A 15074-nucleotide genomic window follows, 5' to 3' on the forward strand; every position below is an offset into this window, starting at 1 on the left:
TTACCTGCCGCCCGGCTGCGGTTTCACGTCTCGGCGGAGATTTCTCCGTCCGGATCGAGCCGGCTCACCAGCAACTGATCGATGCGATGGTTATCCACGTCCATCACCTCGAAACGGTAGCCGCCGAACTCCACCCGGTCGGTGCGCCGGGGAATCTTGCGCAGGTGATACATCATGAAGCCGGCGATGGTCTCGTAGTTCTCGCTGCCCTCGCCGTCGCCGATCTCGAGCACGCGCATCACGTCGGCCGCCGTCGTGGCGCCATCGACCAGCCAGCTGCGCTCGTCACGGCGGACGATCTGCTCCTCCTGGGCCTGTTCCACGTCAGAGCCGACCAGCGCCCGGAAGATGTCGTTGAGGGTGATCACCCCGACCACCAGCGCGTATTCGTTGATGATCACCGCGAAATCCTCGCGCGCCTCGCGAAAGCGCTCCAGCACCTCGGCGAGGGTCAGCGTATCGGGCAGCGCCAGCAGCGGGTTGATCGGCGCGTCGGTCTTCATCGACAGGGACTGCCCCGCCAGCACCCGATTGAGCAGATCCTTGGCGTCGACATAGCCCACCACGGTGTCGATCGAGCCATCGCACACCGGAAAGCGGTTGAACGGGCGGGATGCGATCTTCTGGCGAATGCTCTCCTCGCTCTCCTGCAGGGTAAAGAACACCACGCTGTCGCGGTTGGTCATCGCCGAAGGGGCGCTGCGAAAATCCAGGTCGAAGACGTTTTCGATCAGCGCATGCTCCTGCTGGGCGAGCACGCCCGCATCCGCGCCGGCCTGCACCACCGCGATGATCTCGTCCGGCGTCATGGTGTCGTTGCGCACCGTGGGCAGGCCGAACAGACGAAAGAGCCCGTTGGCCGCCTCGTTGTAGACCCACAGGATGGGCCGCAGCCAGCGGATCAGGAAACTCATCGGCGCGGCCACGGCCATGGCCAGTTTTTCCGGCGCCGCCATGCCGAGGCGCTTGGGCATCAGGTCGGCAAACAGGATGAACAGCGAAGTGACCAGCGTGAAGGACAGCGCAAACGCCAGCGTATCGAGATGCTCCGCGGGCACCAGCGGCCGCAGCAGCGTTGCCAGCCAGGGCGAGAAAGCCTCGTCACCGACGATGCCGCCCATGATCGCCACGGCATTGAGCCCGATCTGCACCAGCGTGAAGAAAGGCCCCGGCTGCGCCTGCAGCGCCAGCACCCGCACCGCGGCCGGATGGCCTTCATCCGCCAGCACCGACAGGCGCGCCTTGCGCGACGCGGCAATCGAGATCTCCGACAGCGAAAAAAAGGCGCTGATCCCGACGAGAAGAAGCATGAGCAGGATCTGCTGAACGATGCCCATCACAGACTCCGGTGGCAGGCCAGGCGGCTAGGGCCTGGCCGTCTCCATCGACTTGCGCAGGCGCATCTGCAGCAGGATGTTGTCGGCCTGCACCTGCAGCACCCGCGAACGCTCGATCCACACCGTCTGACGCGTTTCGAACGCCTGGGCGAGCGCCTTCAGCGCGTCGCGGCGGGTCGTGGCGTAATGCACCAGTTCGTCCCGCTGCCATTCTTGCCCGCCAGGGGCCTGACGCCACGAAAGCTGGGTGATCGCCCGATCCCAGCGCGGAATGAAATCGTGTTCCAGCTTGTCGAGGGCCGCCGCTTCGGTGATACGCCGCAGGCGCAGGGCCTCCATCAGCGCCGCCTGTTCACGAACCAGCTCCTGCTCCTCGAGGGCAAAGCGCTGCACGGTTTGCTGGTAGGCCGAATCGATCTCGAACTTGCGCACCACCTGGGGCGCCGTCTGCCACAGCCCGGCGCCCAGCAGGGCCGCGGCGAGCAGGCCGGCCAGCGCCCGCGGCGCCAGCCAGCGCACCGGCCGGGGCGCGATGATCGGCTCGGCAAACGCCGCCCCCAGCACCAGCCCGCCCACCAGGCCACCCAGGTGGGCCGCATTGTCGATGCCGGGAATCGTGAAACCTGCAAACAGCGAGTAGCCGATGAAACCGAGCGTGCCCGAACGCATCTCGCGAAAAATCTCGCCTGGAACCGAGCCGCGCTGCAGCAGCAGGTAAGACAACAGCGCGCCATACACACCGAAGATCGCCCCCGACGCGCCGACGCTCACCGGCCCCGGCTTCCACCACAGGCTGGCCAGGTTGCCGAGCAGGCCCGCCACGATGTAGATCACCGCAAAGCCCCAGCGCCCGAAGAGGCGCTCGACGACCTGCCCCGCCTGATGCAGCGCAAACATGTTGAGGGCCACGTGAAGCAGCCCGCCGTGCAGGAAAAGCGCCGTGAACAAGCGCCACTCCTCGCCCTTCTGGATCAGCGGAGCGAAGTTGCCGCCCACCCGGATCAGCAAGTCGGCCGGAATCTGCATCGGGCTCATCGACACAGCGGCCAGGAGCACGAACACGAGCGCATTCACAATGATCAGCGCACGGGTCACGGTGGCCCGCTCGACGCGGGAAAACAGGATGTTGACGAAGGTATCGTGGTTCAAGAAAGGGGGCGCAATCAACTCAGGCAGGGTCCTTGATTATACGCAGGGTCGGCGGCCGGCATTTCGGTGCAACACCCGCCGACCCGCCACGCAAGGCAGCGCAGAAAGTGAAATTCGTGAGCTATTTCCGGCATCGCGTGCGAACGGGGAGCGAAAGCAAAAGCGATCATATAAAATGCAATGTTGCCCAGAATTGCCCCGGACACCCATGATCCACGTCCTCAAACATGTCGAGTCCATCACCCAGCACCGTGACCGAACCCTGCTGGAGCTTGGCGTCGCGTCGGCGCTTTTCGAGCTGGTCAAGGCGCGCGAGGTCAATATCTACCGGGTGAGCAGCGATCACCAGGCGCAGTATCTCGAACGCATCACCCATGTGGGGGCGGATGGCGTGCGTTACTCATCGGAATTCGACGACGTCGACGCCGTCGTACCGCTCGCCTCGCGGCCGGAAATGGTCGCCTGCGTCGAACACAGCCAGATCGTTCGCCGCCATAACGAAAACGTCGGCACCTACGTGCATTGCTTTCCGATCAGCGTGGATAGGGGCGTGCTGGGCGTGCTCGAAGTCAGCTGCGACAAGCCCCTGGCCGACGACGACCTTGGCACCGCGGAAGGCTTCCTGGGCCTTTACCGCAACTATCTGAGCCTGCTGGACTACAGCGAACGGGACACCCTGACCGGGATGCTCAACCGCAAGACCTTCGACGAAAACCTCAGCAAGATCCTGGCCGGAATGGCCAGCCAGACGGAAAACGAAGCCCCCGGCCGGCGCCGCCGCCAGCAGGACGACGGCAGCTACTGGCTGGCGGTGGTCGACGTGGATCACTTCAAGCGCGTCAACGACCAGTTTGGCCACCTGTACGGCGACGAAGTTCTGCTGCTGCTCGCGCGCATCATGCGTGAAAGTTTCCGCCACCAGGACAAGCTGTTCCGCTTTGGCGGCGAGGAGTTCGTGGTGGTGATCAGGGCCGGCTCGGAAAACGAGGTCGAAACCGCCCTCGAACGCTTCCGCACCGCCACCGCCAGCTATGCCTTTCCCCAGGTTGGCACGGTGACGGCCAGCATCGGCTACACCCGCATCCACCCCCAGGACACGATTCCGGACATCGTCGGCCGGGCGGACGAAGCGCTCTACTTCGCCAAGGAAAACGGCCGCAACCAGCTCGCCAGCCACGAAGTGCTGTGCGCCGCCGGAAAGATCACTCCCCGCGAGAAGCCCGAAAGCGATATCGAGCTGTTTTGACGCCCGGAGGGGCAGCAAAGCGCGCCGGGCGCTCACTGCCCCCCCCTCTTCAATCTTCTACTTGGCCGCAGCCTGAGCCGGCAGATCCTTCAGGGCCTGCTTGCGCTCGCCGTCCGCGGCATAGATCAGCGCCTGCTGCTCGTCGGTCAGCGGAGCGTTCAGATCCCGCTCCAGAAAACTGTAGATGCGCGCCAGGCGGTCGGTCAGCCGGCCCTTGGCCGGAATCGCCCTCACCACCTGGGCGTGGGTGGCGCCGGTAATGCTCATCACCTTCTGGATGAAGTTTTCCTCGATGCGCCGGGCCTCGGCCTGCATGAAGGCAGCCTGCCCCGGCGTGAGCACTGCCGGCACGGGGGCTGCCTGTGGCGCAGCCTGCAGCGACGGAGCCACGACAAGGGAAACGGACAGCAGCAGGGCGCGCAGGCCCGGATGGATTTTTGCAGCGTTCATCTTTACGGAATCAGTATGGTCGAACCGGTCGTGCGCCGCGCTTCCAGCTCACGGTGGGCGATGGCGGCATCCTGGAGCGGATAGCGCTGGTTGATCGAAAGGCGGACCTGCCCAGACGCCACAACGGCGAAGAGTTCGTCGGCCATGACCAACAGATCCTCGCGCCGGGCGGTGTAGTGGAACAGCGTCGGGCGGGTCAGGAACAGGGAACCCATCTTGCTCAGGATGGCCGGCTCAAAGGCCGGCACCGGGCCGGACGCATTGCCGAAGGTCACCATCATGCCCAGCGGCCGCAGACAGGCCAGGGAGTCCATGAAGGTATCCTTGCCGATGGAATCGTAGACCACCGGCACGCCTGCGCCGCCGGTGATCTCGCGGACCCGGGCGGAAACGCTCTCGCGCGTGTAAACAATGGTGTGGTCGCAGCCATGCTGGCGCGCCAGTTCGGCCTTGGCGTCGGAACTCACGCTGCCGATCACCGTGGCACCGAGCGCCTTGGCCCACTGGCAAACGATCAAACCCACCCCGCCGGCAGCGGCGTGGATCAGGATCGTGTCGCCGGGCTGAACCCGGTAGGTGCGGCGCAGCAGATACTGGGCCGTGAGCCCCTGCATCATCATCGCCGCGCCCTGCTCGAAGGAAAGGCTGTCGGGCAGCTTGACCAGCAGATCGGCGGAAAGGTTACGGACTTCCGAATAGGCGCCAAGCGCGCCGCCCACGTAGGCAACGCGGTCGCCGGGGGCAAAACCGCTCACCCCGTCGCCGAGCGCCTCGACCACGCCGGCCGCCTCCTGGCCAAGCCCGGACGGCAGCGGCACCGGATAAAGCCCGGAGCGGTGGTAGGTATCGATGAAATTGACACCCACGGCCTCATGACGGATGCGCACCTCGCCGGAGAGCGGCGGCGGCACCTCGGCCTCGACCCACTGCAGGACTTCGGGGCCACCGGTGCGTTCAAAGCGGATGAGTCGGGACATGCATCACCTCACGGAACATCGTCGAAACGCGATTGTACCGGAGGCGTCGAGCAAGGCGTCAGACTGAACTCCGCCCCACGGGGAGAAGCTGGATTCCGTGGGGCGGAGTTCAGTCAGGCAAAGCCGTCAATCAGACCGGCGAGGCCTCGCGCTGCTCGAGGGCATCGACCACCGCCAGCGCGGTGATGTTGACCAGCCGGCGCACGGATGCGGACGGGGTCAGGATGTGCACCGCACGGGCCGCACCCAGCAGGATCGGGCCGACCGAAACGCCGTCGCCGCTGGCAACCTTGAGCAGGTTGAAGGCGATGTTGGCGGCGTCGAGGTTGGGCATGACCAGCACGTTCGCTTCACCGTGGAGGGTCGAGTCCGGGTGCAGGCGATCGCGGATTTCAGTCGACAGGGCCGAATCGCCGTGCATTTCGCCATCGCACTGCAGATCGGGCGCCTTGACCCGCAGGATGTCGCGCGCTTCACGCATCTTGAGGGACGAGCTGCTGCGGGCGCTGCCGAAGTTGGAATGGGACAGCAGCGCAACCTTCGGCTCGATGCCGAAACGCTTCATTTCCTCGGCCGCCATCTCGGCGATTTCGGCGATTTCGGCGCCGTTGGGCAGCTCATTGACGTAGGTGTCGGCGATGGCCAGCACACGCTGCGGCAGCAGCAGCACGTTCATCGCGGCAAACAGCTTGGCGCCGCGCTTGAGGCCGATGAGGCTTTCCACGTGACGGAAGTGCTCGTCGTACGAACCGGTGGTGCCGCAGATCAGCGCTTCCGCGTCGCCGCGACGCAGCAGCATGCAGCCGATCAGGGTCGAGTCGCGACGCAGGGCCTCGCGGGCGGAATCCGGCGTGACGCCATCGCGGCCCATCAGGCGGTAGTACTCCTGCCACAGCTCGCGGTAGCGGCTGTCGGATTCGACGTTCACGACATCGAAATCACGTCCGGCCTTGAGGTTGAGGCCGCACTTCTCGATGCGCATGTCGATCACCGCCGGACGGCCGATGAGCACCGGACGGGCGAGGTTTTCATCGACCACGGCACGCACCGCGCGCAGCACGCGCTCGCTCTCGCCTTCGGCGTAAAGCACGCGCTTTTGCTCGAGGGGCACGCGCTTGGCCATCGTGAACACCGGCTTCATGATGATGCCGGACTGATAGACGAACTCGTTGAGGCTCTGGACGTAGGCGTCCATGTCGATCGGGCGGGTCGCCACGCCGGAATCGATGGCCGCCTGGGCCACCGCGGGGGCGATCTTGACGATCAGGCGGGGATCGAAGGGCTTCGGAATCAGGTAGTTCGGGCCGAAGTTGAGGTCGGCGCCGCCGTAGGCCTGGGCCACCACGTCGGACTGCTCGGCTTCGGCCAGTTCGGCGATGGCCTTCACGCAGGCCAGCTTCATCTCTTCGTTGATCTTGGTGGCGCCCACGTCGAGCGCGCCACGGAAGATGAACGGGAAGCACAGCACGTTGTTCACCTGGTTCGGATAGTCCGAACGGCCGGTGGCGATGATGGCGTCGGGGCGCACTTCCTTGGCCAGCTCCGGCATGATTTCCGGGGTCGGGTTGGCCAGCGCGAAGATCAGCGGCTTGTCGGCCATGGTCTTGACCATGTCCTGTTTGAGCACGCCGGCAGCCGACAGGCCGAGGAACACGTCGGCACCGACCATGGCGTCGGCCAGGGTACGGCACTCGGTTTTCTGGGCGTAGCGGGCCTTGGTGGGCTCCATGTTTTCGTCACGGCCGACGTAGATCACGCCCTTGGAATCGCACACGAAAACGTTTTCGCGGCGAATGCCGAGGCCGCACCACAGCTCGAGGCAGGCGATGGCCGCCGCACCGGCGCCCGACACCACAACCTTGACCTTGGCGATATCCTTGCCGACCACCTTGAGACCATTGAGCATGGCCGCGGCAGAGATGATGGCGGTGCCGTGCTGGTCGTCGTGGAAGACGGGAATGTTCATCCGCTCGCGCAGCTTCTGCTCGATGTAGAAGCACTCGGGCGCCTTGATGTCTTCGAGGTTGACGCCGCCGAGGGTCGGCTCGAGGGCGGCGATCATGTCGATCAGCTTGTCCGGATCGTTCTCGGCCAGCTCGATATCGAAGACGTCGATGTTGGCGAATTTCTTGAACAGGCAGCCCTTGCCTTCCATAACAGGCTTGGCGGCCAGCGGGCCGATGTTGCCGAGGCCGAGCACCGCGGTGCCGTTGGTGATCACCGCCACCAGGTTGCCGCGGGAGGTGTACTCCTGCGCGTCGGCCGGATTGGCAACGATTGCATCGCAGGCCGCAGCCACGCCGGGAGAATACGCCAGCGCCAGATCACGCTGGTTGGTCAGACCCTTGGTCGGCACCACCGAAATCTTGCCGCGAGTCGGGCTGCGGTGGTAATCGAGGGCGGCGGCAATAAAATCCTTGTCCATAGTTTGTCTCTGCTCACAGTGTGATTCGATCGCGACCCACCGGTGAACGGCCAAGGCCAGCGGCAGGTTGCGCGAGCTGGCGGCGGACCGAAAATCGGGAATCGTTACGGATGCCCCGAAACGGGCATTTGAATTGTCTGACGGAATTGCGCGGGGCACACCTCACGCAGAACCGGGTTTCCGCCGCCGAAGGAGGGGGCGACGAAGACTGCACTTTAGTTATTGTTATACGAGTTTACCCGACCATGCGCATTTACGCACCTTCGGTAAATACGGAGTCGCCCCGATTGCATGGCACAATCGCGCGCATTCCAAAACGCAAGAGACAAAGGGGAGAAACGATGCGACGAGTGGTCTTCAACCAGAAAGGCGGCGTGGGCAAATCCACGATTACCTGCAACCTCGCCGCAATCAGCGCAGCACAGGGCCTGCGCACCCTGGTGGTGGACCTGGACCCGCAGGGCAACTCCACCCACTACCTGCTCGGCGACGCCTCCGACAACATGGACGACACGCTCGCCGGCCTGTTCGAGCAGACCCTCTCGTTCAAGTTCAGCCCCAAGAAAACCGCGGACTTCGTGCAGCCCACGCCTTTCGCCAACCTGTCGATCCTGCCCTCGCACCCGCAGCTCGAAGAACTGCAGGGCAAGCTCGAATCCCGCTACAAGATCTTCAAGCTGCGCGATGCGCTGGACGAACTGGCCGACGATTTCGACGCGATCTTCATCGACACCCCGCCGGCGCTCAACTTCTACACCCGCTCGGCGCTGATCGCCACCCAGCTGTGCCTGATTCCCTTCGACTGCGACGACTTCTCGCGCCGCGCGCTGTATGCGCTGATGGAGAACGTGCAGGAGATCCGGGCCGACCACAACCGCGACCTGGAAGTCGAAGGCATCGTCGTCAACCAGTTTCAGCCCCGCGCCAGCCTGCCGCAAAAACTGGTCCAGGAACTCATTGCCGAAGGCCTGCCGGTTTTCAAGACGTATCTTTCAAGCTCGATCAGGATTCGCGAAAGCCACGAACAGGCCAAGCCGATGATCCACCTCGACCCCAAGCACAAGCTGGCCCAGGAATTCACCGCGCTGCACGCCGAACTGCGCCAGAGCTGAAACACCCCCGCGCAGTCGGGCTGAAACCCGACCCGCAGGAAGGCGGCGCGGCTCAGCCAACCGGCGTGAGCTTGGCCACCGCCAGCATCAGCCACTTGGCGCCAGCGGTTTCAAACTTCACCTGTACCCGTGCATCGTTGCCGCTCCCCTCGGCCGCAACGATCACGCCGTCGCCAAAGCGGGCGTGCTGCACGCTCTGGCCGATCGAGAGGCCGCCCAGGTCGCGGGATTTCATCGGCGGGGGCGGCGGCATGCTGGCCATGGCAGGCTTGGCGGCGCCCGGGTTGTAGTAGCGCGTCGACGGCTCCGATACAAAACTGCGGCGCGGGCTGGGCGGGGTGAGCCACTTGGTCAGCCCCTCGGGGATTTCCTCCAGGAAGCGCGAACGCAGGTTGTAGCGCACCTGGCCGTGGAGCATGCGGCTCTGGGTAAAGCTGATGTAGAGCCGCTGCCGCGCGCGGGTCATCGCCACGTACATCAGGCGCCGCTCCTCCTCCAGCCCGTCGGATTCGAGAATGCTGTTTTCATGGGGAAAAAGCCCTTCCTCCAGCCCCGACAGGAACACCGCGTCGAACTCCAGCCCCTTGGCCGCATGCACGGTCATCAGCTGCACCGCCTCGGAACCCGCGTCGGCCTGGTGGTCGCCGGCTTCGAGCGACGCGTGGGCGAGAAAACCCGCCAGCGCCGAACCGTCCACCGCGCCCTCCTCGGCCTCGTAGGCGGCGCCCGCTTCGGCGCTGAAATTGGCCGCAGCGTTGATCAGTTCGGCCAGGTTTTCAAGGCGCTCCTGGCCCTCTTTCTCGGCCTTGTAATGGGCGCTCAGGCCAGAGCGCTCAATGACGTGCTCGACGATTTCGTGCAGCGGCAGGTTGGCCGTTTCCTGGCGCAGACGCTCGATCAGGCCGACGAACTGCCCCAGCGCCGTGCCCGGCTTGCCGGTCAGGTGCGGCACCGTTTGATAGAGCGGCGTGTTGAAGGTGCGCGCCGCGTCCTGCAGGGTTTCGAGCGAACGGGCGCCGATGCCGCGGGTCGGAAAGTTCACCACGCGGTTGAAGGCCGTGTCGTCGTCCGGGTTGTTGATCAGGCGCAGGTAGGCCAGCGCGTGCTTCACTTCCTGGCGCTCGAAAAAGCGCAACCCGCCATACACCCGATACGCCACACCGCTCGAGAACAACTGGTGTTCGAGCACCCGCGACTGGGCGTTGGAGCGGTACAGCAGCGCGATGTCGGAACGGCTCATGCCGTCACGCACCAGCGACTGGATTTCCTCGACGATCCACCGCGCCTCGTCCGAGTCGGTGAAGGCTTCATAAATGCGCACCGGCTCGCCGGCGCCCCGGTCGGTCCACAGGTTTTTGCCGAGACGCTTGCTGTTGCGGGCGATCAGCGCGTTGGCGGCATCCAGGATGTTGCCGTGGGAGCGGTAGTTCTGCTCCAGCCGGATCACGCTGCCAACCCTGAAATCCCGCTCGAAATCGCGCATGTTGCCCACCTCGGCGCCGCGGAAGCGGTAGATCGACTGGTCGTCGTCGCCCACGCAGAACAGGCTCGCGCCGCCCTCGGTGCCCTTGCCGGCCAGAAGGCTCAGCCAGCGGTACTGGAGCACGTTCGTATCCTGGAACTCATCCACCAGAATATGGCGGAAACGCGCCTGGTAATGCCGGCGGATCGGCTCGTTGCGCTCCAGCAATTCATAGCTGCGCAGCAGCAACTCGGGGAAATCCACAACTGCCTCTCGCTGGCACTGGGCCTCATACTCCACGTATAGCTCGACCCGGCGACGGGTGAAGTCGTCCCAGGCTTCAACGGCAGCAGGGCGGATTCCCGCCTCCTTCTGCCCGTTGATGAAGTGCTGCAACTCCTTGGGCGGAAATTTTTCGTCGTCCACGTTGAGGGTTTTCAGCAGGCGCTTGATGGAAGCCAGCTGGTCACCCGAATCGAGGATCTGGAACAGCTGGGGCAAGCCGGCTTCCCGATGATGGGCACGCAGGAAACGATTGCACAGGCCGTGAAAGGTGCCGATCCACATGCCGCGCGTGTTGATCGGAAACATCGCCGACAGGCGGGCCACCATCTCTTTGGCGGCCTTGTTGGTAAAGGTTACGGCGAGGATGCCCTGGGCGCTGCAGTGATGGTTCTGGATCAGCCAGGCGATCCGCGTCGTCAGCACCCGGGTCTTGCCCGAACCGGCGCCGGCAAGAATCAGGGCGTGCTGGGGCGGCAGGGTTACCGCAGCGAGCTGTTCGGGATTGAGGTTGTCGAGAAGCTGGGACATGTCACAAAAAGGTGGGCGGCGAAGCGCGCCATTCTACCGCCCGGCACCGGCACAACGGGCAGCGGGTCGGCGCACAACGCGACTCCATCAAAACGCACCACGTTGCGCGAATACGTCAGTCGTGACGAAGTACCTGAAACAAAATGCAACGCCGCTTGCGGTTGCCCTCAGGCTTACCTACACTCTAATTGTGCAATGCAGCAAACACGACGGGATCAGGGTTTAAATCCCTTGCACAACAAGAGCTTAACCCTGAATATATCAATATTGCGTCGCACCATAATGGCAGCCCAAAAGCTTGTCGGCATGAAACCCGCGTGTTTGGTGCTACCCCAAGGAGCAACAGTCATGAAATCACCGAAACTTTTACCCTGGCACGCCAACAAAGCCGGCGTTTCTCTCAAACGCGCCGAAATCCTCTGGAACAAAGCTGTCCGCGAGGCCACCGCCGAAACCGGCTGGGTGGGCACTTCCGAATTCTGGGGCGCCGCAGAAGCCCGCTTCCTCGACCTGCTCGATGAAGAAAAAAACACCCTCTGTAACCCGAACGTCCAAACCTTCGTGCGCAGCCAGCACCGCATGGGCCTTCTGCCCCTGCTCGCCGCACAAGACATGATCAGCACGATCTCTGCCAACTGGCAGCGGTTCTGCAACCCAAGGAACAAGGCGGCCTGATCGTCGCCCGCCGGCCCTGGTGGCCGGCCCAACAGTGTTTTTCTCCCTCCTCTCCCTCGTGGAGATTTTGACGGCGTCTGCCTCACGGCAGACGCCGCTTTTTTTGTGGAATCGCGGGTCGGGCATCTGTGCGCCGCAACGTCTTCCTGTGGGTCGAACGAATTTGTGGGTCGGACTTCAGTCCGACTGCGCACTTTCCGCCTCCGCATCGGACTGAAGTCCGACCCACAGGGGCTCCAGCAAGGGCTTAAACAGGGCTAAAGCAGGCACTAAATCCAGATGGCATCCCACAGGGGATAATCGCCGACACGCTGAACAAGGCCGCGGCGCAAGGGGTTGGCAAGCAGGTAGCGGGCGGCGGCGAGGAGGTCTTCATCCTTGCGCAGCGCGCGATCATGAAAGCCGGGTTGCCAGACAGGGCCCGTCCGCAGGCCGGCGACATTCAGTGCGCGGGCGCTGCGGCCCTTGAAAATCTGCATCAGGCGTTCGAGCGACACACCGTCCGGCAGCTGAACCAACCAGTGCATGTGATCGGGCATGACGACCCACGCCAGGGACAGACCGGGGTAGGCCACCGCTACGCCATGGAGCACGCCCGCCACCTCCCGGCCAAGCCGAAAATCCTGGCACCACGGTGTGCGGTCCCAGGTCACGGCGGTAAGAAGATAGATCTGCCCCGGAATCGACACACGGCCTTTGCGAAGGGCGTTGTAGGTCATGGTAGTGCCATAAATTTCCATGGTATTAGTTTGACGTGGGTATCCGGGCTTGCCGCCTCCACGTCGGACTGAAGTCGGACCCACAAAAGGCGCGGGGATTTCCTGTGGGTCGGACTTCAGTCCGACAGCGCACTTTCAGCCTCCGCGTCGGACTGAAGTCCGACCCACAACTTCGTTCGACCCACAACTTGCAAGCCAACGCCTGCTATGCCCGGTCGAAAGCCTGCAGGCTCCTGCTGCTATAATTCAAAACTTTGTATCTGCCTACCGGAGTTTAATGTGCTGATTTCCAACGCTTTCGCCCAGGCCACCGCCGCCGCGCAAGACCCGCTGTCGAGCATCACCGGCATGCTGCCGCTGATTTTCATGTTCATCGTGCTGTGGTTCCTGATGATCCGCCCGCAGATGAAGCGCTCCAAAGAACACAAGGCCCTGCTCGAAGGCCTGCAGAAGAACGACGAAGTGCTGACCCAGGGCGGTATCGTCGGCAAGGTCGTGCAGATCAGCGACGGCTATGTACACGTGGAAGTCGCCGCCAACACCCAGATCATCGTCCAGAAGCAGGCCATCGGCGCCGTGCTTCCCAAGGGCACCCTCAAATCGATCTGATTCCAGCCAGACGGCCGGGCCCCCGCCCCGGCCGTTTTGCCTTGCAGCGCCCCCTCCTTTTTCCCGCCCGACCATGAACCGCTATCCGCTCTGGAAAAACCTCCTCATCGGCCTCGTCCTGTTGTGGGGGCTGATCTACACCCTGCCGAACTTCTACGGTGAGGTGCCTGCCGTCCAGGTTTCCAGCGGCAAGGCCACCCTCAAGCTCGATTCCGCCGCCACCATGGCGCGCGTCGAAGACAGCCTGAAGGCTGCCGGCCTGCAGCACGACGGCCTGTTTGCCGATCTCACCAGCGTGCGGGCCCGCTTTCGCGACACCGACACCCAGCTGAAGGCCAAGGACGCCATCGAAAAGGCCTTCAACCCGAACGCCGCCGACCCGTCCTACGTCGTCGCGCTCAACCTGCTCTCGGCCAGCCCCCAGTGGCTCACCTCGATCCACGCGCTGCCCATGTACCTGGGCCTCGATCTGCGTGGCGGTGTGCACTTCCTGCTGCAGGTCGACATGAAGGGCGCCGTCACCAAGCGCCTCGACGCCACCACCGGCGACCTGCGCACCCTGCTGCGCGACAAGAACGTCCGCCACGCCGGCATCACCCGTGAAGGGCAGAGCGTCGTGGTCAAGTTCCGCGATGTCGAAACCCAGGCCCGCGCCAAAAGCGTGATCAGCGCCAGCACCAACGATCTCCAGCTCGTCGAAGGCACCGAAGGCGCCGACTTCAAGCTCAGCGCCACCCTCACCCCGATGGCCCAGAAGACCATCCAGGAATTCGCGATCAAGCAGAACATCACCACCCTGCACAACCGCATCAACGAACTCGGCGTGGCCGAGCCGGTGATCCAGCAGCAGGGCCTCGACCGCATCGTCGTGCAACTGCCCGGCGTGCAGGACGTGGCCAAGGCCAAGGACATCCTCGGCCGCACCGCCACCCTTGAAATCCGCATGGTCGACGACACCCCCGGCGCCCTCGAATCCGCCATGCAGGGCAGCATTCCGCCCGGCACCGAGCTTTACTCCGAGCGTGGCGGCAGCCCGCTGCTGGTGAAAAAGCAGGTTGTCCTCACCGGCGAGCGCCTCACCGACGCCCAGCCCGGCTTCGACGGCCAGAACCACGAACCGGCGGTGCACCTCACGCTGGATTCTGCCGGCGCCCGCATCTTCAAGGACGTCACCCGCGAGAACATCAACAAGCGCATGGCCATCCTGCTCATCGAAAAGGGCAAGGGCGAAGTCGTGACCGCCCCGGTCATCCGCGGCGAAATCGGCGGCGGCCGCGTGCAGATCTCCGGCCGCATGAGCTCCGAGGAAGCCACCGACACCGCCCTCCTGCTGCGCGCCGGCTCGCTGGCCGCCCCGATGGAAATCATCGAGGAACGCACCATCGGCCCCAGCCTCGGCGCCGAAAACATCAACAAGGGCTTCCACTCGACGATGTGGGGCTTCATCGCCATCGCCGTCTTCATGTGCGCCTACTACATGCTGTTCGGCCTGGTGTCGGTGCTTGCGCTGGCCTCCAACCTGCTGCTGCTGATTGCCCTGCTGTCACTGCTGCAGGCCACGCTCACCCTGCCCGGCATCGCCGCAATCGCGCTCACGCTGGGCATGGCCATCGATGCCAACGTGCTCATCAACGAACGCATCCGCGAAGAACTGCGCAACGGCTCCAGCCCGCAGGCGGCCATATCCACCGGCTACGACCGCGCCTTCGACACCATTCTCGACTCCAACGTCACCACGCTGATCGCCGGCATCGCCCTCCTCATCTTCGGCTCCGGCCCGGTACGCGGCTTCGCGGTGGTCCACTGCCTCGGCATCCTCACCTCCATGTTCAGCGCCATCCTGGTTTCCCGCGGGCTGGTCAACCTGATCTATGGCAAGAAGCGCAAGCTCGAAAAGCTCGCCATCGGGCAGATCTGGAAAGCGGACGCCAACTGATACAGCTCCCCCGTGGGTCGGACTTCAGTCCGACAACGCGGGCTGAACGTGGGATGTCGGACTGAAGTCCGACCCACAGATATCCACTCTTATTTGAACAGTCACTGCCATGGAATTTTTCCGAATCCGCAAAGACATCCCGTTCATGAAGCATGCGCTGGTGT

General features: G+C 64.0%; 12 protein-coding genes. 5 read left to right on the forward strand and 7 right to left on the reverse strand.

The features are described 5' to 3' along the window. Positions 1 to 23: 23 nt before the first annotated feature. Together Q1W26_RS02510 and Q1W26_RS02515 are read right to left on the reverse strand one after the other, a co-directional pair. On the reverse strand, positions 24 to 1337 hold the full coding sequence (locus Q1W26_RS02510) for a hemolysin family protein (protein ID WP_300435428.1): 1314 nt from the start codon (positions 1335 to 1337) through the stop codon (positions 24 to 26). A gap of 27 nt (positions 1338 to 1364) precedes the next feature. Beyond that, positions 1365 to 2486 carry a rhomboid family intramembrane serine protease gene (locus Q1W26_RS02515; RefSeq protein WP_300435430.1) on the reverse strand — a complete coding sequence of 374 codons (1122 nt, stop codon included), beginning with the start codon at positions 2484 to 2486 and terminating at the stop codon, positions 1365 to 1367. A gap of 208 nt (positions 2487 to 2694) precedes the next feature. On the opposite strand from Q1W26_RS02515, the gene Q1W26_RS02520 reads away from it, so the two are divergent. After that, positions 2695 to 3732, forward strand: a complete 1038-nt coding sequence (locus tag Q1W26_RS02520) for a GGDEF domain-containing protein (protein ID WP_300435433.1) — start codon at positions 2695 to 2697, stop codon at positions 3730 to 3732. Positions 3733 to 3789: 57 nt separating this feature from the next. Here the strand turns inward: Q1W26_RS02520 and Q1W26_RS02525 are convergent, their stop codons facing one another. The 3 genes from Q1W26_RS02525 to Q1W26_RS02535 all read right to left on the reverse strand — a co-directional run bounded on the left by Q1W26_RS02525 (position 3790) and on the right by Q1W26_RS02535 (position 7584). Continuing rightward, positions 3790 to 4182 carry a hypothetical protein gene (locus tag Q1W26_RS02525; RefSeq protein WP_300435435.1) on the reverse strand — a complete coding sequence of 131 codons (393 nt, stop codon included), beginning with the start codon at positions 4180 to 4182 and terminating at the stop codon, positions 3790 to 3792. 2 nt (positions 4183 to 4184) lie between these two features. After that, positions 4185 to 5159, reverse strand: coding sequence for a quinone oxidoreductase (locus tag Q1W26_RS02530; RefSeq protein ID WP_300435438.1), 975 nt, complete (start codon positions 5157 to 5159; stop codon positions 4185 to 4187). A 130-nt stretch (positions 5160 to 5289) separates the two neighbouring features. Further along, positions 5290 to 7584 (reverse strand): NADP-dependent malic enzyme, encoded by a 2295-nt coding sequence (locus Q1W26_RS02535; RefSeq protein WP_300435441.1) that lies wholly within the window; start codon positions 7582 to 7584, stop codon positions 5290 to 5292. A gap of 341 nt (positions 7585 to 7925) precedes the next feature. Here Q1W26_RS02535 and Q1W26_RS02540 point away from each other — a divergent pair, with 341 nt between their 5' ends. Then, positions 7926 to 8696 (forward strand): ParA family protein, encoded by a 771-nt coding sequence (locus tag Q1W26_RS02540; RefSeq protein WP_300435444.1) that lies wholly within the window; start codon positions 7926 to 7928, stop codon positions 8694 to 8696. A gap of 52 nt (positions 8697 to 8748) precedes the next feature. Here the strand turns inward: Q1W26_RS02540 and Q1W26_RS02545 are convergent, their stop codons facing one another. After that, positions 8749 to 10971, reverse strand: a complete 2223-nt coding sequence (locus Q1W26_RS02545) for a UvrD-helicase domain-containing protein (protein ID WP_300435446.1) — start codon at positions 10969 to 10971, stop codon at positions 8749 to 8751. Between the two features lie 231 nt (positions 10972 to 11202). On the opposite strand from Q1W26_RS02545, the gene Q1W26_RS02550 reads away from it, so the two are divergent. Further along, positions 11203 to 11646 (forward strand): hypothetical protein, encoded by a 444-nt coding sequence (locus Q1W26_RS02550; RefSeq protein ID WP_300435449.1) that lies wholly within the window; start codon positions 11203 to 11205, stop codon positions 11644 to 11646. A gap of 269 nt (positions 11647 to 11915) precedes the next feature. Here the strand turns inward: Q1W26_RS02550 and Q1W26_RS02555 are convergent, their stop codons facing one another. Then, positions 11916 to 12365, reverse strand: coding sequence for a transposase (locus Q1W26_RS02555; RefSeq protein WP_300435452.1), 450 nt, complete (start codon positions 12363 to 12365; stop codon positions 11916 to 11918). 279 nt (positions 12366 to 12644) lie between these two features. On the opposite strand from Q1W26_RS02555, the gene yajC reads away from it, so the two are divergent. Continuing rightward, complete coding sequence (yajC, locus tag Q1W26_RS02560) at positions 12645 to 12974, forward strand: preprotein translocase subunit YajC (RefSeq protein WP_300435455.1); 330 nt, start codon at positions 12645 to 12647, stop codon at positions 12972 to 12974. Between the two features lie 73 nt (positions 12975 to 13047). Next, positions 13048 to 14910: a protein translocase subunit SecD gene (gene secD / locus Q1W26_RS02565; RefSeq protein ID WP_300435458.1), complete on the forward strand. Its 1863-nt coding sequence runs from the start codon at positions 13048 to 13050 to the stop codon at positions 14908 to 14910. Positions 14911 to 15074 lie beyond the last annotated feature (164 nt).

It is taken from the genome of Zoogloea sp., from assembly GCF_030157465.1.
Classification (GTDB): Bacteria; Pseudomonadota; Gammaproteobacteria; order Burkholderiales; family Rhodocyclaceae; genus Zoogloea.